Annotated in this window: 17 protein-coding genes; 9 read left to right on the forward strand and 8 right to left on the reverse strand. The window is 58.5% G+C overall.

Going from position 1 to position 23,733, the window contains the following annotated elements; genetic code table 11:
- Window positions 1-60 precede the first annotated feature (60 nt).
- The 3 genes from CFAEC_RS05435 to CFAEC_RS05445 all read right to left on the reverse strand — a co-directional run bounded on the left by CFAEC_RS05435 (window position 61) and on the right by CFAEC_RS05445 (window position 4,394).
- The gene (locus tag CFAEC_RS05435) at window positions 61-3,198 is read right to left on the reverse strand and encodes a DUF3427 domain-containing protein (protein ID WP_290279494.1); all 3,138 of its coding nucleotides are present in this window, start codon (window positions 3,196-3,198) and stop codon (window positions 61-63) included.
- Window positions 3,199-3,200: 2 nt separating this feature from the next.
- Complete coding sequence (locus tag CFAEC_RS05440) at window positions 3,201-3,596, reverse strand: (deoxy)nucleoside triphosphate pyrophosphohydrolase (RefSeq protein ID WP_290279497.1); 396 nt, start codon at window positions 3,594-3,596, stop codon at window positions 3,201-3,203.
- A gap of 84 nt (window positions 3,597-3,680) precedes the next feature.
- A complete protein-coding gene (locus CFAEC_RS05445; RefSeq protein WP_290279499.1) occupies window positions 3,681-4,394 on the reverse strand; it encodes a pirin family protein in 714 nt (237 codons plus the stop codon).
- Window positions 4,395-4,562: 168 nt separating this feature from the next.
- On the opposite strand from CFAEC_RS05445, the gene CFAEC_RS05450 reads away from it, so the two are divergent.
- A complete protein-coding gene (locus tag CFAEC_RS05450; protein ID WP_290279501.1) occupies window positions 4,563-5,312 on the forward strand; it encodes a hypothetical protein in 750 nt (249 codons plus the stop codon).
- A 57-nt stretch (window positions 5,313-5,369) separates the two neighbouring features.
- Entirely contained in the window at window positions 5,370-6,260 is an 891-nt protein-coding gene (locus CFAEC_RS05455) for a patatin-like phospholipase family protein (RefSeq protein WP_290279503.1), read from the forward strand.
- Here the strand turns inward: CFAEC_RS05455 and CFAEC_RS05460 are convergent.
- Window positions 6,257-7,186 carry an arginase family protein gene (locus CFAEC_RS05460; RefSeq protein ID WP_290279505.1) on the reverse strand — a complete coding sequence of 310 codons (930 nt, stop codon included), beginning with the start codon at window positions 7,184-7,186 and terminating at the stop codon, window positions 6,257-6,259. The two genes, CFAEC_RS05455 and CFAEC_RS05460, sit on opposite strands and share 4 nt — an antisense overlap.
- A 102-nt stretch (window positions 7,187-7,288) precedes the next feature.
- Window positions 7,289-8,713 (reverse strand): amino acid permease, encoded by a 1,425-nt coding sequence (locus CFAEC_RS05465; RefSeq protein ID WP_290279508.1) that lies wholly within the window; start codon window positions 8,711-8,713, stop codon window positions 7,289-7,291.
- A 399-nt stretch (window positions 8,714-9,112) separates the two neighbouring features.
- On the opposite strand from CFAEC_RS05465, the gene CFAEC_RS05470 reads away from it, so the two are divergent.
- From CFAEC_RS05470 to CFAEC_RS05480, 3 genes are all read left to right on the forward strand, one after another.
- Window positions 9,113-11,338: a DEAD/DEAH box helicase gene (locus tag CFAEC_RS05470; RefSeq protein WP_290279509.1), complete on the forward strand. Its 2,226-nt coding sequence runs from the start codon at window positions 9,113-9,115 to the stop codon at window positions 11,336-11,338.
- Between the two features lie 98 nt (window positions 11,339-11,436).
- Window positions 11,437-11,595 (forward strand): hypothetical protein, encoded by a 159-nt coding sequence (locus CFAEC_RS05475; RefSeq protein WP_290279511.1) that lies wholly within the window; start codon window positions 11,437-11,439, stop codon window positions 11,593-11,595.
- 75 nt (window positions 11,596-11,670) lie between these two features.
- Window positions 11,671-12,741, forward strand: a complete 1,071-nt coding sequence (locus tag CFAEC_RS05480; protein WP_290279514.1) for a maleylacetate reductase — start codon at window positions 11,671-11,673, stop codon at window positions 12,739-12,741.
- Window positions 12,742-12,830: 89 nt separating this feature from the next.
- On the opposite strand, the gene CFAEC_RS05485 is transcribed toward CFAEC_RS05480, so the two are convergent.
- From CFAEC_RS05485 to putP, 3 genes are all read right to left on the reverse strand, one after another.
- Window positions 12,831-13,304: a DUF2269 domain-containing protein gene (locus tag CFAEC_RS05485; protein ID WP_290279516.1), complete on the reverse strand. Its 474-nt coding sequence runs from the start codon at window positions 13,302-13,304 to the stop codon at window positions 12,831-12,833.
- Between the two features lie 67 nt (window positions 13,305-13,371).
- Window positions 13,372-13,914: a GmrSD restriction endonuclease domain-containing protein gene (locus tag CFAEC_RS05490; protein ID WP_290279518.1), complete on the reverse strand. Its 543-nt coding sequence runs from the start codon at window positions 13,912-13,914 to the stop codon at window positions 13,372-13,374.
- Between the two features lie 52 nt (window positions 13,915-13,966).
- The gene (gene putP, locus CFAEC_RS05495) at window positions 13,967-15,535 is read right to left on the reverse strand and encodes a sodium/proline symporter PutP (protein ID WP_290279520.1); all 1,569 of its coding nucleotides are present in this window, start codon (window positions 15,533-15,535) and stop codon (window positions 13,967-13,969) included.
- Window positions 15,536-15,902: 367 nt separating this feature from the next.
- On the opposite strand from putP, the gene CFAEC_RS05500 reads away from it, so the two are divergent.
- The 4 genes from CFAEC_RS05500 to CFAEC_RS05515 all read left to right on the forward strand — a co-directional run bounded on the left by CFAEC_RS05500 (window position 15,903) and on the right by CFAEC_RS05515 (window position 23,717).
- Window positions 15,903-19,007 carry a DEAD/DEAH box helicase gene (locus CFAEC_RS05500; RefSeq protein ID WP_290279522.1) on the forward strand — a complete coding sequence of 1,035 codons (3,105 nt, stop codon included), beginning with the start codon at window positions 15,903-15,905 and terminating at the stop codon, window positions 19,005-19,007.
- A complete protein-coding gene (locus CFAEC_RS05505) occupies window positions 19,000-19,878 on the forward strand; it encodes a 2-oxo acid dehydrogenase (protein ID WP_290279524.1) in 879 nt (292 codons plus the stop codon). The genes CFAEC_RS05500 and CFAEC_RS05505 overlap by 8 nt, the downstream gene beginning before the upstream one ends.
- Window positions 19,879-19,943: 65 nt before the next feature.
- Entirely contained in the window at window positions 19,944-21,089 is a 1,146-nt protein-coding gene (locus CFAEC_RS05510; protein ID WP_290279526.1) for a metallophosphoesterase family protein, read from the forward strand.
- 3 nt (window positions 21,090-21,092) lie between these two features.
- Window positions 21,093-23,717, forward strand: coding sequence for an AAA family ATPase (locus tag CFAEC_RS05515; protein WP_290279527.1), 2,625 nt, complete (start codon window positions 21,093-21,095; stop codon window positions 23,715-23,717).
- The last annotated feature ends 16 nt before the right edge of the window (window positions 23,718-23,733 follow it).

Consider the following 23,733-nt stretch of genomic DNA (forward strand, 5'->3'; position numbering starts at 1 on the left):
TCCGCTTTCGGTATCTTGTAGCGCTTATCGACGGCCAGATGATAGCCCTGAAAAACTCTGCTAGACCACTGCTCGTCCCTCCGCGTAGACCTTATTAGGCATCGGCCGTTTCAGGTTCCATTCGAATTGGATTGGCTTTTCACTTTGATGGCGGACATAGTCGAGTTCCCCAAGCAAGGTATAAGCACCGGCAAGTCCAACATCGTTCTCTTTGGTATTGCGTACCGCCATGATAATCGTGCCACCCAGTTCCTTATGGTGGATGTAGCGTCTTGCTGCTTTAGATTTCAGAGATGCGGAGGATTGCGATTCCCAATGGAACTTTGATGGGGAAATAGCGTAGTCGTGGTAGCTAGTTGTTGGAGAAAAGGTTTTCTCATTCTTAACGAGCGTGACAAAGAAGATATCTAAGTTCAATTCTTCGAGATATTTCACGCCTTCTCGCGGTAGTTTCACAACTTCTTCCAACGGCTTGTCCTGAAGAGCCGCCATAATCTCCGCGAGCGAGTAGTCAGCGTGAGTGTATAGAGCGCCAAAACCTATAGCCTTAGGCATCTGTGCTGGAAGACGACGGCTTTCGGACAATGTCACCGCTAGAATCTCTCCCAGCTCTTTCCTTAATGAGGGAAAGGTCCTCAATTCAGCGAGCCCATCGTCGATCGTGTCGGGAGTTGGGCGTGCTGTTTGATTTGCCCACATGACGGTGATGATCATCCGAGCGTAGGTTCGCATCGTGTTATCCATGTCCGCTTCGAAGGGGCCGTTTTCGTCGAGAAGGTTTTTGTACGCACGGGCGCGGTGGTCGTCGTTGACGTGGAGCAAGCCACGGAGACGATTGAGAAAGTACAGCTCATCGGCGCTTGGGTCGTGACGTCTAACGAGTCCAGTGTCGATCAGTAGAGTTGTCCACCCAACTTTGTCACGCCGGTAGATTTCTGGAAGAGGGATTCCGGTGTTGTCGATGAACTCGACGAGATTTGTGGTGGCTTCATCGGTCATGCGATTGTGAATTGTCTTCAGGGAGTTCCTGGTTGCGCGTTTGACGTTGGCGAGTACCTGGTCCTGGGACACTTCATCGAGGATGATGTTCGTTCCAGGAGGGAGATTCGGGAACCCATGATCGATGTGATTGACCAAGGATTGGCCACGTCTGCCGGTCAATGCAAAGTAACGGGCTTCGAAGTCGTAGTTTTCATGCTGCTGGCCAATGAAGTCCATCACCGTGCATACATCTTTGCCAGGGAACAAGCGTAAGCCTCGTCCGAGTTGTTGCAAGAACACAGTGGGGCTTTGAGTCGGGCGAAGCAAGAGCAACGTATTGACTGAAGGAATGTCTACACCTTCGTTGAAAATATCGACCGCGAACAGGATTTTGACTTCGCCGGCCTTGAGTTTGAGGATTGCATCGGCGCGCTGCTGTGGGGACATGTGATGGTCAATGGCAATGGCTGGAAGACCGTAGGCGTTGAATTGGTTTGCCATGTAATGCGCGTGAGCGATGTTGACACAAAACCCTAAAGCTTTCATGGTGTTGAGATCGAAGATTCGTTTGTTGAGTTCTCTCAGAATCAGCTCGATACGTTTCTGGCCAGCTTTAATGTAGAAATCGCCTAATGCGGTGATGTCATAGTCTCGTGAATTTCTGCTCCACTCCACGTTGGTGAGGTCAGTTTCATCATTGATACCGAAATAGTGCATAGGGGCGAGAAGCTGGAGTTTGAGCGCATCCCACAACCGAAGCTCATAAGCAATACGGTAATCGAAGAATTTCTGAATATTTTCGCCATCGCCACGTTCTGGGGTTGCAGTGAGCCCGAGCAATTCCGCGGGCTTGAAATGATCCATTATTCGTCGATAGGAAGGTGCTTCAGCATGGTGAAATTCATCGATGGTGATGATCTCAAAGTGATCTGAAGCAATCTGATTCAGACGATCCGCGTTGAGCGATTGGACCATCGCAAAGACGTGATTCCAGTTTCTAGGCGTAGACCCGGTGGCGAGTAATTCACCGAAAGAGGGTTCTTTAAGAACTTCCCGGTAAGTCTTGCGGGCTTGTTCAAGAATCTCCCGGCGATGGGCAACGAAAAGTAACCGCGGTTGACTTCCCGCTGTCTCACATAAATTACGATAATCGAGAGCAGCAACAACAGTCTTTCCGGTACCGGTCGCTGCAACAACAAGATTTTTATGGCGATTGTGCTCTTCACGTTCTGATTGAAGCGCTTCGAGCATATCTGCCTGATAGGGGTAGGGGCGGACATCTAGACCAGAAAGTTCTATCAGGTTCGATGATGAACCGAATGCTCGACCAAGAGCGTCTGTTAGCAGCTCTTGGTCCTCCGCAGGGTCATAGGTTTCGAAATGGGAATCGTTCCAGTAGGTATCGAATGTTGCTATGAACTTGTCCACAATTGTGGGCGTGGTGGCGACTGAGGTACGAACGTTCCATTCGATGCCGTCGACAAGCGCGGAGTTCGACAAATTTGAGCTACCGATATATGCCGTATCGAATCCAGAATTGCGTCGAAGTAACCAAGCTTTTGCATGGAGACGAGTTGTTTTAGGATCGTAGTTTATTTTAACTTTCGCGCCATAGACGTTGACTAGACGATCCACCGCAGCGGCTTCCGTGGCGCCGCAGTAGGTAGTGGTGATGACACGCAGCGGAACACCACGGTTCTTGAGTTCCATGAGCTCATCATGAATAACCCGGATGCCACTGGACTTGATGAAAGCGCAGATAAGATCCACGGAGTCCGCAGTTCGAAACTCACGACGGAGCTCAGCGGACATATTTTGATCTTTGGCGGCATTGGTCAACAGTGCTGCACCCGATAGCGGAATCTCGGGTAGAGGTGGAGGATCAGCCAATGCAGTGGGGTGAACAGAGTACAACAAGGATTCGTCTTCTATGACGTCCTCGTGATCTAGCAAAGCGATGACCTGGTTAATTAACGCTATTCGATCGCTGGAATTTTTGGTTCTCCGAAGTGCAGAATCGAGCCGCCTACTCACTAACTGGGTGAGCGACTGGATATAACGATCTTTGGTGGCTTCGTCATCGCCAGGCGCGGTGGAAAAGACAGTGGTGGGGGATTCGTCCCGCGTGGCTTGGATTCGCTCCTGGATTCGTGCAGTGACGGGAGTTTCGTAAGCGCCAAATGGAAGGATTGAATCATTCTTTTTAAAGGAGGTCATCGCTAAAGGAACCGCTCCTGAATGAGCTCCACAGTCGGAATATCAGCAGGGGCCCAGTGGAGGTCTGTGAGCGCTTCAGGTTCGACCCAGCGGATCTCGCTATGTTCAGTAAGTTGCGGTTCACCCTTGTTCAATTCGCACCAGAAGGTTGAGAGCTCAACGATGCCGAAAGAGTACTCATAGGCAGTAGTTGTTATGTGTTGGCCGATCGTCGCTTCGCACAGCAGTTCTTCTGCAAGCTCCCGCGCGAGAGATTCTTCCGGCGACTCATTAGGCTCAATTTTACCGCCGGGAAATTCCCAGTAACCGGGTAGCGCCTTATCGGGTCCTCGCTGGGCTGCAAGGATTAATCCGTCTCTTAAGAGCACCGCGCCGGTTACTGGAATTCTCTTTGTCATAATTTCTGATTGTCTCATGTGCACTGATTAATGTGCTGAGCCACTCGCCGTGGCAGGCACGATGACCATAATCGCCGAGGGGATTTACTTAATAGCCCGCTCCATCACCCACGCCAGCACCTCTCCTGTGCCTTGAACAGTTAATTCATCACTGTCAGTGACTCGGAGAACATCGCCCTCGTTGAGATCATGACCGTGGGCGCTAAACGTGCCGGCTATGACATATAAATGGATGTAGGCGCCGCCAAGAAGAGTGGCCACGCCACCATCGTCTAGATGTGCCACCCACATTGATGCTCCAGAGGTGCCGAGGGGAAGCGGAGAGTCGGGGCCAGCAACCTGGATGAAGGCGCCTGATCCGGCTAGTGTGTCCGTGAAGTCATATGCCTTGTGAGATGGGGGAGTGCCGGCGCGATCGGCGGGGAGCCAGCTCTGCACAATGCGTGCGTTCTGTCGGCTCGTATAACCGTTGTCATTGACCTCCGAATGGCGAACACCTGAACCAGCACTGATGTGCTGTGCCATGCCGTTGACCAGGACAGTGGGGCTATCTGAACCGGAGTCACGGTGGCGGATCGATCCATCGACGATCCAGGACACAATCTCCACGTCCTTGTGGAAGTGCATGTCAAAACCCTCACCGGGGGACACGATGTCATCGTTGTGCACCATTAGAAGGCCGAAAGCACTGGCCTTCAGGTCGAAGCTTCCAGTCGCAGGAAAGGACTGTCGAGAAAGCACCGCGGAGTCTCTCCAGTGGTCGCGGGAAGCGGAGCGCACAACAGCGAAGGTGGTCATGGTTTTATCCTAACGGCGGCAGCGTCCTTTGGTGATTTGTAGGTAAAACCTGCTCTCAGCAATGGGGAGGACTTAAATGCTCTATATACTCAGCCTGATAGTGCATCGGTAGAAGGGAACCGTTGGTGCCCTGGAAGGTTCATTCGAGGCTTCTGATATTTTTTGAGTATGTCGCTTAGATCTCTTGTCATTTTCGGTTCATTGAGCCTTCTCACGATTTTTGTTGGGATGTTCTGGTGGTTGGTTTTTTCCAACTCTGATGCCGAGCCTGCAGCAGCAAACGGAGCAAATGAAAGTCATACGACTCCGAAGAATGTACTGGCAGATCGAGTTGCTGCAGAGTCGGCAACCGTAGAGATTTTGGACTACGGATTTGGTGAGAACCATTATGAAGTGCAGGCAGTTGTCATCGTGAGGGGTGAAGTTGACGGACAGACCGCAGAGCTTGTGACTGCTTCCGTGAATTTCCTCGATGGGGAAGGGGAAATCCTGGCAACCGAAGCGCTATCACAGTATCTGAAGTGGAATGGGCAGCAGCTTGTAATCCCTGTCTCGGCTTATGGCCTTGAACCTGGAACGGTCAAAAGTATTGATCCGACCGTGGTGGTGACAAATAACAAACTGCCGGGTCTGAATGTGGAGAAGATTAATCCGATCAAATCCACGGAGACCTCGGTTGGATTTGGTGGCGACTACAACGCAACCTTTGCAATGACTAACGAAACCGAAATTGACTGGATGGACATAACCGTCGGAATCGCTTGTTATGGAGGAGAGGGCGAGATAATCGGAGGGGGAAGTGCTTATCCAGGTCCGCTTTTGATGGGGAAGAGCCTTCGCCTTGAAGCTAGTGTGACAACATCTAACGAACCTGAATTCTGTGAAGCTTTCCCCCATCCCAGCTTGTTACGTCAGTGAAGACTTCTAGTTCACCCGTCCTAAGTGGTGGCGCAGAGGGTGGGTAAACTCATCCCCATGCCTTTATCCTCACCCCAGTACTTCCCGGATGTCGCACTGATCATTGAGGGAGGCGGCACCCGGAACGCATATACGGCAGCGATGGTGGATCAGCTGATTGCGCACGATATCCATTTCGGATGGGTTGGGGGAGTATCGGCTGGATCTTCGCACACGGTGAACTTCCTGTCGGGGGATCGCTTCCGCACCAAGGCCAGTTTCGTGGATTTCGCAGCTGATCGCAGGCATGCCGGCATCCGCCCGTTTCTGCGGGGTAAGGGCTATTTCCATGCCGAGCATATGTATGAGATCGCGCCGGGTGCGGATCAGGAGTTTCCTTTCGACTTCGATACTTTCAGTTCTGATCCCACGCCGTTCCAGATTTCTGCGGTGCGGGCGGATACGGGTGAGACGGTGTACTGGGGGAGGGAATCGGCCACTGATTTGTCGCAGTTGATGAAGCGGGTGCGGGCATCGTCGACCATGCCTGGTTTCATGCCGATTCCCATGATTGATGGCGCACCCTATGTGGATGGTGCCATTGGGGAGACGGGTGGGCTGATGCTGCAGCCGGCCGTCGATGCCGGTTTCACCCGTTTCCTGGTTTTAGCCTCCCGGCCACGGGAGTACCTGCGGGCGGAATTCACGCGACCCAAGCTGGTCGCTGCAGCGCTGAGGCGTTATCCCGCCGTGGCGCGCGGGGTTCTGGCCAGGCCAGCCTTGTACAACGAGACCAAACAACGCTTGCTTGATCTGGAGAAAACCGGTCAGGCTTATCTGTTCTTCTCTGAGGATATGAAGATCAACAATACCGAGACCAACCTGGCCAAACTGCGCGCTACCTTCGAGGCCGGCATGCAACAGACCCAACGGGATTGGCCTGCCGTGATGGAGTTCCTGAGGGGCTAACCCACAGCCTTCAGGTGCGTTTCGGCGATCTCATGGATGAGTCTGGCGGCTACCCGTGCGGTGCGGTTATTTAGGTCGAGACGGGGGTTGACCTCGACGACGTCGACAAGCGTTAAACGTCCGGTAGCAGCCAGCGCTGCGCAGATGGCGCGGACGTTGGCCAGGGATACGCCGACGGAGGCGGGGGAGCCGGTGCCGGGCGCGAGTGCTTCGGAGAGCACGTCGATGTCCACGGTGAGGTGGATGTGTTCGACGTCGCCGACCAGCTGGAGCGCATGATTGGCGGCCTGTTCCGGGGTGAGGGCGTTCAGCTCATCGTCGGTGGTCACGGTGACGCCGAAGTCGCGCGCCGCGTTGAAGAGGAAATGGGTGTTGTTGGGCTTGGACACACCGAGTACAGAGTAGGTGAATTCTTCGCCGACCAGCTCTGCCACCTGGCGGAATGGAGTGCCGTTGGTGGGTTGATCGGCGTCGCGGAGATCCAGGTGGGCGTCCAGGTTGATGATCGCGGGTGATGCCCCGAGCGCGCGGTAGGCGCCGCGGTGGGAACCGAAACCGGCCTCGTGCCCGCCGCCGAGCACGATTGGCAGGTGGCCTGCGCGGGTGAGGGCCTCCACGGCATCGCTGAGTGCGTCATGCCCGCGCTCCAGGTCATTCACCTCGATGGTGCCGGCATCATAACGCGGGTGTTCATCATGCACCGCGAACCAGCCCAACACCCCACGGATCGCGTCGGGGCCCAGGGCGGTGCCCTCGGGACCGTGGTTGCGGCGGTTGCCCTCATCGGAGGCGAAACCGAGCGTTGCGACGCCCCGACTCGCACCTTCCGGTGCGGTCAGGGGCCGCACGGTGGTGTACCAGAGGGCGTGCTCGGGGTTGTCGCCATCAACGCGGCCGGCCCAGGAATCAGAAGGTTCTGTGTTCATGCCAGCCCACGGTAGGTAAAAGCAAGGAGGGTGACAGGCTGGCGGGTTTTCGGTAGAAACGAAAAGAAGGCCTGTCGGAATATGTGACAGGCCTTCTTCTCCTTAGATTCTGCGGGGATCCAGTTCCTCGTAATTCAACGGTGCGATCGCCTTGGGGCGGCCGGTGGCGAAGTAGAGGATGGTCATCACCACCAGGAACCCGACGCCGACGCCGAGGGCCAGGTGGTAGTTGTCGTACCAGATCATGATGCCGAAGGTGAAGGTGATGAAGGCGATGGCGAAGTACTGGCCGAAGGGATAGAACGGCACCGGGAACTTCAGGCCGGCAACGTCCTCCGGGGACATGTGACGGCGGGAGGCCACCTGTGCAAGCAGGATCATCAGCCAGACATAGACGGTGGCGAAGGTGGCCAGCGATGCGACGATGACAAAGACCTCCTCCGGCAGGACGACATTGAGCACCACGCCGAGGATTAACACGATGATCATGATCACCGTGGTCATCACAGGCACACCGCTCTTGGATACCTTGGTCATGACCTTCGGGGCCAGGTTCTCCTTGGCCAGACCGGTGAGGACGCGGCCAGCGCCGAAGAGATCGGCGTTGATGGCGGACAGGGCAGCGGTGATCACCACGAGGTTGAGCAGACCGGCGGCCCAGTTCACACCCAGGGTGGAGAAGATCTGCACGAAGGGGGACTCTTCGCCGGTGATGGACTGCCATGGGTTGAGCGCCAGAATGACCAGGATGGCACCCACATAGAACAGCAGGATGCGCAGTGGCACGGTATTAACTGCCTTGGGAATGGACTTCTCCGGATCCTCAGCCTCTGCTCCTGCGACACCGATGATCTCCGTGCCGCCGAAGGCGAAGAGAACCAGGATGAAGGCGGCGATCATGCCCTCCACACCGTTGGGGAAGAAGCCGCCGTGTTCCCACAGGTTGGAGATGCCCGAGACATCTGCGGAATTGCCCAGGCCGAAGGCCAGGATGGCGGCGCCACCGAGGATCATCGCGATCACGGCCGTGACCTTGATCAGCGTGAACACGAACTCCAATTCACCGAACCAGCGCACCGATGCCAGGTTGGCGCCACCCACGATGAGCAGGGTGGCCGCCACCCAGACCCACTGGTCAGTCTCCGGGAACCAGAACTTCATGTAGATGCCGATGGCGGTGAGGTCCGCCAGACACACGATGAGCATCTCGAAGGCGAACATCCACCCGGTGATATAACCGGCCCAGCCACCCAGATGGGCGCGGGTGTATACGGCGAAGGAACCGCGGACGGGGTGGCGCACGGACATCTCACCGAGGGCACGGAGCATGAAGTACACCACGGCGCCGCCGAGCAGGTACACCAGCAGTACCGACGGGCCGGCTGCCTGGATCGCACCTGCGGAACCATAGAACAAGCCTGTGCCAATGGCAGAACCGAGCGCGATGAAGTGGATGTGGCGGGCACGCAGACCCTTGAATTTTCTGGTCTGCACCGTCTCTGTGGAGACGGTAGGGGAGGCATTCATGGAAATGCGATCTCCATTTCGACGACATTCCCACTGCGCCGGAAAAGGATCACCTGAAGGGTTGCCTGAGAGGTTTCCTGTTTAAAGGGCGCGAGCGGTACGGGATTTGAACGGAGATCACCTTACTCCCCACTGGTGGAAATCCCATGGTCGGACTAATTCAGGGGAGTGGCACGGGCGTGGGTACGGAATGTCCCAAAGTTGTCCCACGGTGAGAGAGGTCACTCCGATGGGGCTAATCGGGTAGACCTATGGCCGAATAATGGGGGCTTTTGGGATAAAGTGCGACCTTAATCTCATTTATGCAGCTCAGGCTAGCGGTTCTGGAGTATGCGCGGAGTATGCGCCTCGGGGGCGGGTATGGAGTTTTCGGGTTGTCTGGCGTAAGTTAGAGAAACAATGAGAAATACCGATAACGTCAACGGCGACGTAGAACAGCCGGATAACGTCATTTCGTCGGAATCTCAGGAAACCCCGCAGGGTGACTCAGCGTCAGCTGACATCGCTTCTGAAACCCCCAACAACACTGTTGAGGACACTGCTGTGTCCAAGGGTGAAGAAGAGAGCACCAGGGTTGCGGAAATTTCTGAGGACGCCGACTCCGCTAACGAAGCGGACAACGCGAGTAATGTAATCGAAGAGCATGTGAACGAGGACTCCTCGGAAGACGTAACCCCGTCTTCAAACGAGTCATCCTCTACGGAAGCCGGCAATGGCTTCGATGTACTCGGACTGCCACCGCAGGTTCTTGCTGCAGTGCGCAAGGTGGGTTACGAAACTCCTTCCCCAATTCAGGCACAGACCATCCCCGTCCTCATGGAGGGCCAGGATGTTGTTGGTCTGGCACAGACCGGTACCGGCAAGACCGCAGCCTTCGCGCTGCCGATCCTGTCCCGTATTGACAAGTCAGTGCGCAGCCCACAGGCTCTCGTGCTTGCACCAACCCGCGAGCTGGCACTTCAGGTCGCGGACTCCTTCCAGTCCTTCGCTGATCACCTCGGTGGTCTGAATGTTCTGCCGATCTACGGTGGACAGGCATACGGCATCCAGCTGTCCGGTCTTCGCCGTGGTGCCCACATCGTTGTGGGTACCCCGGGCCGAATCATCGACCACCTGGAGAAGGGCTCCCTGGACATCTCAGGTCTGCGCTTCCTCGTCCTCGATGAGGCCGATGAGATGCTCAACATGGGCTTCCAGGACGATGTCGAGCGCATCCTCGCCGACACCCCTGATGACAAGCAGGTGGCACTGTTCTCCGCGACCATGCCCAACGGCATCCGTCGTCTGAGCAAGCAGTACCTGAACAACCCGGCTGAGATCTCAGTCAAGTCTGAGACCCGCACCGCCACGAACATCACCCAGCGTTTCCTGTCTGTTGCTCACCGCAACAAGATGGACGCCCTGACCCGCATCCTCGAGGTCACCGAGTTCGAGGCAATGATCATGTTCGTGCGCACCAAGCACGAAACCGAAGAGGTTGCAGAGAAGCTCCGCGCACGCGGATTCTCCGCTGCAGCCATCAACGGTGACATCGCTCAGGCACAGCGTGAGCGCACCGTCGATCAGCTCAAGGATGGCCGTCTGGATATCCTGGTCGCCACCGACGTGGCTGCCCGTGGTCTGGACGTCGAGCGCATCTCCCATGTGCTCAACTACGACATCCCGAATGACACCGAGTCCTACGTCCACCGCATCGGCCGCACCGGCCGTGCAGGCCGTACCGGCGAGGCCATCCTGTTCGTCACCCCACGTGAGCGTCGTATGCTCCGCTCCATCGAGCGCGCAACCAACGCATCACTGGTTGAGATGGAACTGCCGACCGTGGATGAGGTCAACGAATTCCGCAAGGTCAAGTTCGCTGACTCCATCACCGCTGCACTCGAGCATTCCCAGGTCGGACTCTTCCGCACCCTGGTCAAGGAATACTCCGAGAAGCACGACACTCCTCTCGAAGACATCGCCGCTGCCCTGGCCACCCAGGCACAGGCCGGCGACGAGTTCTTCCTGACCGAGCAGGCTGCAGACCGTGATCGTGGACGCGATCGTCGCGATGACCGCGGCCGTGGCCGTGACTTCGAGGATCGTGGCCGTGGACGCGACCGTGACCGCGGAGACCGTCCATCCCGCTTCGACCGCAACGACGAGAACCTGGCCACCTACCGCATCGCGGTGGGCAAGCGTCAGCACGTCCGTCCGGGTGCCATCGTCGGCGCCCTGGCCAACGAGGGTGGTCTGAACTCCAAGGACTTCGGTCGCATCACCATTGCCACCGACCACACCCTGGTTGAACTGCCGAAGGATCTCCCACAGAGTGTCCTGGATAATCTCCGCGACACCCGTATCTCCGGCCAGCTCATCAACATCGAGCGCGATTCCGGTGGGCGCCCACCACGTCGCTTCGAACGCGATGACCGTGGTGGAGACCGCGGAGGTTTCCGTGGCGGCCGTGAAGGCGGCGGCGATCGTGGTGGCCGCGGTGGATTCCGTGGCGGCCGTGAAGGCGGCGGCGATCGTGGTGGCCGCGGTGGATTCCGTGGCGATCGCGACGGCGGCGGCGGACGCGGAGGTTTCCGTGGTGGCCGTGACCGTGATGATCGCGGTGGACGCGGCGGCTGGAAGGATTAATTCCTCCCTGCTCCATCTCTAATTAGAGCCTGAAAAGTGACCCTTCTCCCACAGTGGAGAAGGGTCACTTTTGTCTTTTTTGTCCTCGGTGGAGACCGTTGGCAGTAGTTCCTGGTAAAAATAGTCACGCTGAGCTGGTTGAACATGGCGTGTTCAAAGACCTGCTGGTGGCCGGCCTCAACCCCGACCAACGCCCAGAGCTTGACCACGAACAACAAACAGCCCCGGATCCCACCTATTTCACCGCCGGTGCTTGAGCTGGGTCAGGGCAATCTGAATGTTGAATTTGTGGCACAGTCTGTAGCAGCAAACCAACAGGAAAGGGTACTTTTATGTCTCTGGAATTCAATCACGTCACCCTGGCACAGCGTGTGCTCTTCGGAGCAGGTCAGGCGGCTACCAATCTGAAGAACGAGGTGGATCGTCTCGGCGTGAACCGGGTCATGGTCATCGCTGGTGGGCACGAGGCGGAGCTTGCCCGAACGGTTGCCGGTGATATCGAGGTAGCGGTGTGGCATGACGATGTTGTGATGCATGTGCCGGTTGAGACGGCTGACAAAGCACGGTCCGTGGCCACCGACAATGATATTGACCTACTGGTGTCGCTCGGCGGGGGATCCACCACCGGTCTGGCCAAGGCCATCGCCTTGACCACCGGCCTTCCGATCATCTCGGTGCCCACCACCTACGCCGGATCAGAAGCCACCAATGTGTGGGGACTCACCGAGGATGCCCGCAAAACCACCGGTACTGATGATCGGGTGCTTCCCCTGACAGTTATTTACGATTCCGAGCTGACATTGTCTTTGCCAGTGGAGATGTCCGTCGCCTCAGGATTGAACGGCATGGCTCACTGTATTGATTCCCTGTGGGCACCCGGGGCTGATCCGATCAATGCCGCTATGGCAGCTGAGGGGATCAGGGCGCTGTCATCGGGGCTGCCCATGATCGTTGCACAACCACAGGGGATCCAGGGGCGTGATGAGGTGCTCTACGGTGCCTACCTCGCAGCACTGTCCTTCGCCTCCGCGGGCTCAGGTCTGCATCATAAGATCTGCCATGTGCTCGGTGGAACGTTCAATCTGCCCCATGCCCAGACCCACGCCACGGTACTTCCCTATGTGTTGGCCTTCAACGCACCGTTTGCCCCGGAGGCGGAGAAACGTGCCGCCGCTGCCTTTGGCACAGATACCGCCCTGGAGGGGCTGCAGGCTCTCCGGTCTGCCGTTGATGCACCGAAATGCCTCGCAGATTATGGGTTCACCGCCGGTGGAGTTCCGGAAGCAGTTGCAATCATTTTAGAGAAACTTCCCGTCAATAACCCCCGTGAAGTCACCGCTGACAATCTCACCACCCTGCTCACCGCCGCCCTCCACGGCGATGACCCCGCATCCTTGAGTTAGGCAGATCTCAATAGGACCCAGGGCAGTCCCCTGAAACCTCCGGATGATGATGCCCCCGCCTATCCATTAGCTGATGGCCGTGAACGTGGTTAGAGGAACATCGTGATCGCGGTGAGGACCCAGAGCAGGGCCCAGATGCCGCCGAACATGGACAGTTGGCTCTTTGCTTTCTTCCAGTCGGTGATCTCAAAGGTCTCGGCGGCCTGTTCATCAGCTTCCAGCAGGCCGAGAGCGCCCATCATCTTCCGCTGGCGGGGCATAACCAGAAACAGCAGGATGGCCCAGGCCAGTACGGACAAGACGATGGCGGCGTGGAAATTATACTGGGTGAAGTAGTACCCGGTGTCCAGGAACATGATGGCTAATCCCAGAAGTGGGACCAGCAGGGAGAGCACGCCGTAGGTCTGGGAGATTTTGTACAGGTTGTGGGCTGCTCCGGCAGCGCGGGTGTCACCATTGTGGGCGTCAACCGCACGGACGTGGAAAGAGGAGGTGGCAACAGTCACCGGTCCGAGGAAGAGGATGGCTGCAAGGACATGCAGGATGATCACGATATCGGTCACGGGGTCTGTTTGACCTTTCAATTCAACATGGTTGATAGATGATTGCTTCTCAAACACCCTAATCAGCTCACCGGAAAATCACTAACCTACAGCTGTGTTGACCGGCCCGGATATCGGTCTCCGGCAGCGGGAGATCATAGAGCGCAGCCACCGTGAACAGCCTCTCTGTATACCAGCACCGTGCAGACTTATCTGATGGGAGCCACTGGCTGGGGAGTTGATCTGATTTCCGTTGATTCTCACCCCTGCTGACCAGCACCAGGTTGACGGGGTCGTTGGCAAAGTTGATGCGTTCCAGGGCACTCCAGCTGTGGGCACCCAGATCCCACGCGGCACTCAAGGGGAGGATATGGTCCACCTCCGCGGTGCTGGTGTCCAGCGGTTCACCGGAGTAGGGATCCACGTCACCGGCTGCTTCCACCACGGCTTCGCGGACACCTGGTTGCCATCCACCGAAGACCAGGTCACGTTCGTATCCGAGGATCCGTACCCGCTGGGGCACGGCGGCCACACCCGGGAGTTCAGGTTTGGATGGATCGAGAAACGGTGCGAATGTGAAACCCGCGAGGAGAAAGGTGAAAACGGCGAGTAACCGGATGAATGTTGTCACATTCTGGTTAGACTCGCCGTTTCCGCGGAAGGTTCCCCGCAGCCAGGAGAAGCTACTTGATCTCCTTGGCCACCTCTGAGAAGTCCATGTCCTCATCTGCCATGTTGGTGGCGTTGGAGAGACGCACCGCGGTGTCGAACTCGTCGGTGATTTCCCTGGTGGGAGGTTTGGTCATGAGGGTGACCACGATCATGACGATTGTCGCCAGGGCGAAGCCCGGGACGATCTCGTAGATGATATCGCCCAGTGCGGTGCTGCCCCAGACAATGGAGACCACGGCACCGGTGATCATGCCTGCGATGGCACCTGCTGCGTTGAGGCGCTTCCAGTACAGCATGGCCAGGATGATCGGGCCGAAGGCGGAACCGAAACCGGCCCACGCGAAGCCGACCAGTCCCAGGATGGAATCCGAGGGGTTGATGGCCATGGCGCCGGCGATCACCGCCAGGATGATGACGGTGATGCGGGAGAGTCCCAGCAGTGCCTTCTGGCTGAGTCCATCCTTCTTCACCACCTTGAGCAGGTCCTCGATGAGGGAGGACGCGGTGACCAGAAGCTGGGAGGACATGGTGGACATGATGGCTGCCAGGACCGCGGTCAGGACCAGACCGGCGATGAGAGGGTGGAAGAGCACCCGTGCCAGATCCAGGAAGACGGATTCATAGGCGTTGGTGTCGGTGACTGAGAATTCCTCGTTCTGGGCGAAGAACACGGTGGCGGCCAGGGCGGTGAAGGTGGCACCTGTCAGGCACAGCACCATCCAGGAGATACCGATACGGCGACCCTGTTTGGCCTCGGCGGGGGAGCGCAGCGCCATGAAACGCACCACGATGTGCGGCTGGCCGAAGTACCCCAGGCCCCAGGCGATATTACCGATGATCGCGGCGACGGACACGCCCGTGATCATGGAGAAGTACGTCGGGTTGCCGATGCCGTCAGAGTAGGGTCCGTAATCATTGGAGGCTGCGAAGCTGAAGATGTCACCAGGGTTGTTCAGTGCCAGAATGGCCACGACAGGGACGATGATCAGCGAGAAGAACATGATGGAACCCTGGATCGCGTCAGTGTAGGACACAGCCAGGAATCCACCGATGAAGGTGTAGAGCACGGTCACACCGGCCACGATCGCCATGCCTGTGAGGTAGTCACCGCCGAAGGTGGACTCCCAGTACACGCCACCGGCCACCATGCCGGAGGAGATGTAGAAGGTGAAGAAGATGATGATGATCAGCGCGGCGACAATGCGGAGGAAGCGTGATTTGTCACGCAGGCGGTTCTCAAAGAAGGACGGCAGGGTGATCGAGTTGCGCGATACCTCGGTGTAGGAGCGAAGGCGTGGTGCCACCCACATCCAGTTGGCCCATGCACCGATGGTGAGGCCGATGGCGATCCACAGTTCCGACATACCGGTGACATAAAGAGCACCCGGGAGACCCATGAGCAGCCAGCCGGACATGTCCGACGCGCCCGCTGACATGGCCGCCACAAACGGGTTCAGACCACGTCCGCCGAGCATATATTCGTCATATTTTGCGGTTTTGCGGTAACTCCAATAACCGATGAGCACCATGACCAACATGTAGATAATGATGGCAATGATGAACCAGGTGTTATCACTCACGAGGTTCTCCTTGTGATGTTGTTTTATGTTGTACAGGTGGGTTTTGTCGGGCAACAGGTGCAGAGACCTATGGCACCACGCAGGAAATCACATCAATATATGTGAATGACAACACTAACTCACGCCCGTGTCGGTTGAAATACACAGAAAAAAACCACCCTCATGTGGGAGTGGTCGATCACGGCAGGGTCACGGCAGGGTTACGCCCGACCCCGGCCCTGTCTAACCTGTCGGATGTGGCGGCTAATGCGAATGATTCAACCCATGGCACCCCAAAAATGTGGATAACAGGATAGGGTAGAAGAGTTATCCACAGTGTTCGCACATGGATACGAGTAATCGCGTTGGTACTTGGTAGAAAGAGCACATGACTTCTCACCTGCTGCATGGCCTGTGGATCAAAGACCGGGGTCTTCAACTCTGGATCGAGCAGGTCGAGGGCCACAGGATTGTCCTCCCGGAGGCGGTTGGGTCGGGGATTTTCCCACCGGTCGTCGATCAGATCCTCGAGGGTAAGACTTTCCGCGCCCGGATGAATGTGCACCTGCGCACCCCGAAGGGCCGCCAGGTGGCCCTGCCCACCCCCACGGCGGCGTTCACCCCGGAGGAGGCCGTCAAGGTCTTATCCCAGTTGAGTTTTCTCCAGGCCGAGTTGCCGGCTGCAACCCGGGCACAGCGGGAGACGATCGCCCCTGATCTGCGGTGGATCATCGAGATGTACCGCGGTCTGACCCGTTTTGTCCAGGCCGGCCGGGTCACACTCCGCACTGTGATGATGGACAATGCCTGGTGGCCACAGTGGCAGTTGGCTGCAAGTCTGTCGGAGCGGGGTTGGCTCGCTGAGATGAACCACGTGGCTCCCGGGATCCTGCTCAAAAATGGTGGCAAGGACCTGGCTGGAGTCATGGCCAATGAGCTTCCGCACTGGATCGCCAACCATATCCTGGCTGATTACCGCGATGAGGTGCTGCCGTATCCGCGCCATGAGTTCCTGGATGCCCTCCTCTATGACCAACCCCTGCGCAAGGGGTCGACCATGCTCACCCATGCGTTGAATCAGTGGAAGAACACCATCAGTTCCGCGGCGCTGCAGCTGGTGATCATCGTCGAGGAGCCTCCGGCGGAATCCGATTATGAGGATCCGATGGATTCCATCTGGCCGGTGCGCCTCATGGTGCGTTCCGGGGTGGATGCTCCGCAGCCGATTCAGAAGCAGGCGATTGATTCCGGTGGGATGGAATCTCTGCGCCAGCAGTTCGAGACTGCCAAAACGGTGTCTTATCTGCTGGATCCTGCCCGCGATGAGGCGATCCCGCCGCACTCCCACAACACTGTTCAGCGTGGCGATTGGGACATGTTCCTCAACACCCAGGAGATCGTGGATTTCATTGCCCACGACGTCGCAAAGCTTAAAAAGGCCGGGATCACCGTCATGCTACCCAAGGCCTGGAGCGCGTACGAGACGCGCGCGCAGGTGGAGGCCCGCACGCCGGGTGACTCGGCGGATGCGTCGACCAAGTCCATCATCGGCCTGGATCAGCTGGTGGAGTATGACTGGAAGATCAGCGTGGGCGAGGTCGAGCTCACCGATGATGAGATGCGTGAACTCGTGGAATCCAAATCCGGTTTGATCCGTCTGCGCGGTGACTGGGTGATGGCTGATCAGGATGCGCTGCGCCGCATCACCGGGTATATGGAGGAGCTGTCCAAGTCATCCCAGAAACGGGCCAAGGCGGAGATGGAGAAGGCCGCGATGCAGGCCCGTCTCGCTGAGGCCAACGGCGAGGAGGGATGGCAGCTGCTGGCTGCGCACGCGGAGGACCTGCGCCGGAAATTCAATGAGGAGTTCTCCGGCGACGGCACCGGTGAGGTCACGCTCGCTGAGTTGCGTGAGATCGCGCTCAAGGCCGCGGAGAATGAACCCGTGGAGTTCACCGGCTCAACCTGGTACACCTCACTGCTCGGCGGTACAGAGACACCTGCGCCGACCCGCGTGGATATTCCAGAGACAGTCACCGCTGACCTACGCGAGTATCAACGCCGTGGGGTTGACTGGCTTTATTGGATGTCGGAGAACAACCTCGGCGCCGTGCTCGCCGATGACATGGGACTGGGCAAGACACTCCAGCTGCTCAGCCTGCTCGCGGTCGAGCGCGCCGAACATCCGGACCGCGAGGTCAAGCCCACGCTGGTGGTCTGCCCGACCTCCGTGGTCGGTAACTGGGCGGTCGAGGCCGCCAAGTTCGTGCCCGGCCTGAAGGTGATGGTGCACCACGGCCCGCAGCGCGAGCAGGGCACGGCCTTTTTGGACAAGGCCCGCGACGCTGATCTTGTGGTGACGTCCTACGGCGTGGTCACGCGAGATTTCAAGATGCTTGCCGACGTCAACTTCGACCGCGTCGTTCTCGACGAAGCCCAGGCCATCAAGAATTCCTCCACCCGGGTATCCAAGGCTGTCCGATCGCTGCCATCACGTCATCGTGTGGCCCTGACCGGCACCCCGGTGGAGAACCGTCTGGCTGAGATGCGCTCCATCCTGGACTTCTGCAACCCCGGCGTACTGGGTAGTGCCTCGTTCTTCCGTAACCACTTTGCCAAGGCGATCGAACGGGAACAGGATGAGGATATGACTGAGCGGCTGCGTCAGCTCACCGCACCGTTTATCCTGCGTCGTCTCAAGACGGATGCCTCAATCATTGATGATCTCCCGGAGAAATCCGAACAGATCATCCGGGTGGACATGAGCTCTGAACAGGCTTCCCTGTACAAGGCACTGGTGGAGGATGTGCAGCAACAGCTTGATCAGCGGCAGGGCATGTCCCGCAAGGGCCTGGTGCTGGCCACCATCACCCGCATCAAACAGATTTGCAACCACCCCGCGCACTTCCTCAATGACGGATCCCCGCTCACCCTGCGTGGCAGGCACCGGTCCGGCAAGGTTGAGGCACTCATGAACCTGCTGGATGACGCCGTGGCAGAGGGGCGTCGCACGCTCATCTTCACCCAGTACACCGCCTTCGGACGGATCCTGGCACCGTACCTGTCCGACCGACTGGGTGCAGAGATCCCGTTCCTGCATGGTGGCGTGAGCAAGGCGGGACGTGACCGCATGGTGGCGGACTTCCAATCAGGGGATGGCCCACCGGCCATGCTCTTATCCCTCAAAGCCGGTGGCACAGGCTTGAACCTCACGGCCGCCTCCATCGTGGTGCACATGGACCGCTGGTGGAACCCGGCTGTGGAGAACCAGGCCACTGACCGCGCCTTCCGCATCGGGCAGAAGAACAATGTGGATGTGTACAAGATGATCACCGCCGGCACCATGGAGGAGTCCATCCAGGACATTCTCGATGGCAAGATGCACCTGGCCAGCGCCATCGTCGGCGAGGGTGAAGGCTGGATCACCGAACTGAACCCGGATGAACTGGCCATGCTCATGAGTTACCGCGAGAGGGAGGGAGCAGATGCCTGATACCAGCAACAGCGCTTCACGGCGTCCCCGGATGGACAATGTCATCTATGCCAACTTCGGTGCGAAGACGAAGGTGAGCAGCACTGAATCCGAGGGCAGTAGTGACGACAAGACCAGCCGGATCCGGAACAAACGTTTCAGTCCGGCCGGCAACAGGGTGGTTCAACTGACCCTGAAGAACGCCGACTCGGCCCGTATCCGTCGTGGTGAGGACTACTACCGCAACGGAAATGTCACCGGTGTGCAGGTGCTCGAGGGGCGCATTTCCTGCAAGGTTGCCGGCTCCCAGAATGAACCCTTCGATGTGTTGTTGACCTTCCCGTACCGCAGTTCTGAGAAACTGCGTGCGGCGTACAGCTCCATCGCGGAGACCACCAACGGCCTGAAACTGGTCCGTGAAGGCCACCTGACCTCCTCCATGCTGGATCATCTGATCGGCAACTCCGATGAGTCCATCTACTTCGACTGCACCTGCCCCGACAGGTCCTTGGTGTGTAAACATGCCGTGGCCACCGCATTCGTGGTGGCGGAGAAGATGACCGCCAATCCTGCGATGGTGTTGGACATGCGTGGTCAGGGGATGGCTGGACTGGAAGCCCTGATCGCCACCTACCACGCCAAGGCTGAGGAAGAACCCGAGGACAACGGGTCCTTCTGGGAGGGGAAGGCACTACCGGATCTGCCTGACCCCAAGGTTGCTGCCGCTATCGATGATTCCGACATCAACTTCCTGCACAAGGCCCTGCGCCTGGTGTCCTACACATCACTGGAGCAGTTGCGGGCTGTCAGTGATATCGAGGACATGTATGAGATCCTCACCTCCACGCATCCGAGCATGCGGGTGGATGAGGAAGATCCGGAAGAGACCTGACCACATGACCCTCGGGGTGGTCACGGGGGCACCCGGTGTCCACCCCATGTGCTGAGATGGATGACATGACTGAGACGATTAAATTCCTGCATTCCTCCGACCTCCAGATCGGCATGACCAGGTGGTTCCTCTCGCCTGAGGCCCAGGCCCGGTTTGATGATGACCGCATCCGGTCCATTGAGCGGATGGGGGAGGTGGCACGCCACCATGATTGTCAGTTCATCGTGGTCGCGGGGGATGTCTTTGAGCATAATTCTCTTCATCAACGCACCACGGGCAGAGCCTTGGACGCGCTGCGCGCACTACCTGTGCCTGTTTACCTCCTGCCGGGCAACCATGATCCCCTCACCGCGGATTCCATTTTCTACCGGTTGAGTGACATTGACACCGTGACGGTGTTGAAGGACACCACCGTGCATGAGATCCGCCCAGGCGTGGAGCTGGTCGGCGCACCCCTGCTGAACAAGACCGCCACCACGGACCTGGTGCGCGCAGCCCTGGAACCACTTGAACCCACCGGTGCCATCCGGATCGCCGTGGGACACGGGCAGGCTCAGGCCCACACCACCGATGTCCGTCCCGATCTCATCGATCTGTCCTATGTGGAATCCCGGCTGGGTGATGGCACCATTGACTACCTCGCCCTGGGGGATACCCACTCTGCGGAACCCGTGGGCACCACTGGCCGGGTGTGGTTCTCCGGCGCCCCGGAGACCACCGATTTCCATGATCTGGACCCCGCCAGGGTCGGCGGTGAGATCAACTCCGGCAACGTGCTGGTGGTGACCGCCGCCAAGGGGGAGGTGGAGGTTGAGCAGGTCAGGATCGGCCACTGGGTGTTCGAGGCACTCCACCGGAACATCACCTCGGATGAAGATGTGGAAGAGTTTCTTTCCACCCTGCGTGCCTATCCGGACAAGTCCCGCACCGTGATCAAATACGGACTCACCGGCACCATCACCCTGGAACAGAACCGGACACTGGAGGAGGGGTTGGCGGACCTGGAGGATGTTTTCGCCTCCCTCAAACCGCGCGACCGGACCACCGATCTGGTCCTGGAACCCGGTGATGAGGAACTGTCCAATCTCGCCGTCACCGGTTATGCGGCCGAGGCGCTGCGCGAACTCACCGATGCCGTCACCGAGGGCCTGTCCTCACAAACCGACCGCGATGCCCTCAACCTGATGTTCCGTCTAAGCAGGGAGAACTAAGACATGCGAATTCATGCCATCACCATTGACAATTTCCGTGCCATCGATCACCTGGAACTTCGTGATATCCCGGATTCCGGTGTCATTGTCATCCACGGTGACAATGAGAAGGGCAAATCCTCCGTCCTCGAGGCCATCCAGATCGTGCTCACCGAGAAGCACACCGCGCGGAACAAGGTGACCAAACCGGTTAAACCCGTTGACCGTGATGTCCCGGTGCGTATCAGCCTGGATGTCTCGGTGGGGCCTTATCGGATGGTCATCACCAAACAGTTCATGAAGTCACCGTCGTCCGAGCTTCAGATCCTGGAACCCCGACCCGACAACCGCACCGGACGTGAGGCGGATGCACTCCTGGATGACATCCTGGAGAGCCACCTGGACCGGTTCCTGCTCAACACCTTGTTCATGCGCCAGGGTGAGGTGGAGGCCGGCATCAATGCGGTGGGTATTCCCTCCCTGACCAGTGCCCTTGATGATCAAAATGGTGGTGGTGAGGGCACCGAGGACACCGCCCTCATGGCCGCGGTGGAGGCAGAATATGCGAAGTTCTTCACCAACACCGGACGGCGGGTGAAATCCTATGAGGAGTTCTTCACCGTGGTGGATGAGCTGAAGGTGGATCTGGATCAGGCCCGCGCTGAGATCGCCACGCTGGGTGCACAGGTTGATCGGGTGTCACGCCTGGAACGCGAACGGGACACCGCAGGCGAGAAGCTCCCCGGAGCACTCGAGGAACTCGAACTGCGCCAGGAGGAGTATGCGGCTGCGGTGAAGGTGAAGGCACAGGCGGAGGACGTGGCCACACGCCTGATGCGGGCCTCCACTGATCACCGCCACGCTGTCAGACAGCAGGAGGAACGGGCGGAGCTGCGCGCCCGTGCTCAGAAGGCCGCCACCGCAGTAGATGAACAGAGCACCACACTCGCTGAGGCTGAGGCTGCGGCTCAGGTTGAAGAATCCGAGATCACCCTGCGCACGCAGAAACTGGAGGAGGCCAGCGCCCGGGAGACCGCCGCCATCGCGGAGATCAAAAACGCCCGGGCCCGGGTGGAGCATCTCACCGGTGAGACGCGCAGGGTGGAACTGGGTAACCTCCTTGGCAGTATCGATGAACTGCACGGGCAGCTGAAGGTCCTTCGTGCCCGCCGGGCCGCGGACACCCCGGTCACGGCCGCTGACATCGAAGCGCTGCAGAAGGCGACCGAGAACCTCAAGGTTCACCGTGCACTCAGCCAGGCCCGCGGCGGACACATCAGCTTCTCCAGTGCCGGTGCCACCGAGATCACCGTGGATGGTCAACCGGTCACGGTGGAGCCGGACGGGCCGGGTGTGGATCTGGACCGCGAGGTAACCATCACCATCGGGGAGGTCACCATGGTGGTCAACCCCGGCAGTGACATCACCCGCAGCCGCCTGGAATTGGAAACCGCGGAGACCGAACTTGCCGAACTGCTGGATCGACTCCGGGTGCAGGATATTGATGAACTACGTGGCCGGATGGCGGAGCAGGAGAAGCTCGCCACCGAGATCGAGGCGCTCACCCGCGAATGCGACCGACTCACCGGAGGTGGGGACATTGACGCCCTCCGCGCTGAATTCGCAGCCCTGACCGACAACCGTGTGGACCTGGACACCGACCTCACGCTCACAGAGGCCGGCGCCCAGCTGCTAGCCGCTGAGACCCGCCGCGATGAGGCCGGGGAGGAGGCGAAGCTTATCGACGCCGCCCTCGACGCACTGCGTCAACGTCCAGCAGAGCGCGCATGGACAATCCTCCGGACACGGGTGGAAGGTTTACAGGACAACGCGGTGGCCACAGCCGCTGATCTGGCCCGCGCGGTGGAGGACACCACCGATGAGGATCTGCACGAGGACGTGACCCTGAAACTATCTGAGCTCACCGTCATTGAGCAGGAGAAGAGGGAGGTCGACGCACTCCTGGAACAGTCCGATCCGGTGGGGGCTGAGCAGCTCCTCAAGGGTGCACAAGCCAATGTGCAGTCCTACCGGGATACTATTTCCACCACCACGGTGGAACTCGCCCGGTTGGAAAGCCATATCCAGCAGGCAGCCGGCGCATCCGAACGTCATGCCCAGGCCTATGCCGCGCTGGAAGCCGCGGAGCACCGACTGGCATCCGAACAGCGCCGCGCCAATGCAGCCGAACGGCTCCGTGAGGTGATGATCCGGCATCGGGAGAGTTCCCGAAAGCGCTATGCCGCGCCGTTTGCCGCTAAGCTCGCGCGCCTTGCGGCGAGGGTCTTCGGTGAGGAAACCGGTTTCGATCTGGATGATCAGTTGTGTATCTCCACCAGGTCGATCGGATCCAGGACGGTGAATCTGGATCATCTCTCCGGTGGTGCCCAGGAGCAGCTCGCGATCCTCACCCGGTTCGCCATCGCCGACCTGGTGGCGGATTCCTCCACCCACGGCGTGGTGCCGGTGTTCATCGATGACGCCCTGGGAAGTACCGACCCGGTCAGGCTCACCCGCATCTCCACTCTTTTCGGGGAAGCGGGGAGGGACAGCCAGGTATTCGTGCTCACCTGTGTGCCCGAGCGGTACAACTATGTGTCCCCGAAGATCATGCATGACATCGACAGTTTGAAATCAGTGCCTGTGTAGAGGAAATCTGTCGGGA

The organism is Corynebacterium faecale (assembly GCF_030408735.1).
Classification (GTDB): Bacteria; Actinomycetota; Actinomycetes; order Mycobacteriales; family Mycobacteriaceae; genus Corynebacterium; species Corynebacterium faecale.